The following is a 691-nucleotide window of genomic DNA, read 5'->3' as shown; positions in this document are numbered from 1 at the left end:
TAATTATGTTACTTGGTGTAATTGCAGACGACTTTACCGGAGCAACCGACATTGCTGGTTTCCTCGTTGAACATGGTATGCGTACGGTACAACTTAACGATGTACCTCACAGTAACACTGTGGTTGACGCGGATGCGGTTGTCGTAAGCCTTAAAACGCGTTCTTGCCCTGTAGAGCAAGCAATAGAGCAAAGCTTAGCCGCATTAAAATGGCTACAACAGCAAGGCTGTCAGCAGTTTTATTTCAAATATTGTTCAACCTTCGATAGTACGGCTAAAGGTAATATTGGCCCGGTAACCGACGCTTTATTAGCGGCACTCGGTGAGTCTTTTACTATTGTATGCCCTGCTTTGCCAGTGAATGGTCGCACCGTATTTAACGGTCACTTATTTGTACTTGGCGAGCCGCTTAATGAGTCGGGTATGCGTAATCACCCGGTAACGCCAATGACCGATTCAAGCTTGGTGCGCTTAATGAATAGCCAGTCGCAAGGAGAAGCCGGTTTAGTCAATTACCAAACCATTGAGCAAGGCGCTGAGGCCATCACTAACCAGTTTGCTGAGCTACAAAGTGCAGGTAAACGCTACGCTGTGGTTGATGCCTTTAATAGTGCACATTTAGCAACCCTAGGCAAAGCGGCTAAGTCGCTAAAGTTAATTACTGGCGGCTCTGGATTGGCAGCGGGCATTGC

General features: G+C 47.0%; 1 protein-coding gene. It reads left to right on the top strand.

Annotation, left to right across the window (positions count from 1 at the left end):
• Positions 1-691 (top strand): 3-oxo-tetronate kinase (gene otnK, locus I6F41_RS17950; RefSeq protein WP_269435042.1); only part of this gene is annotated, 691 nt, incomplete at both ends.

The sequence above is a fragment of the Pseudoalteromonas sp. SCQQ13 genome, assembly GCF_015864415.1.
Lineage (GTDB): Bacteria > Pseudomonadota > Gammaproteobacteria > Enterobacterales > Alteromonadaceae > Pseudoalteromonas > Pseudoalteromonas nigrifaciens.
This window is presented reverse-complemented; position numbering and strand designations above follow the sequence as displayed.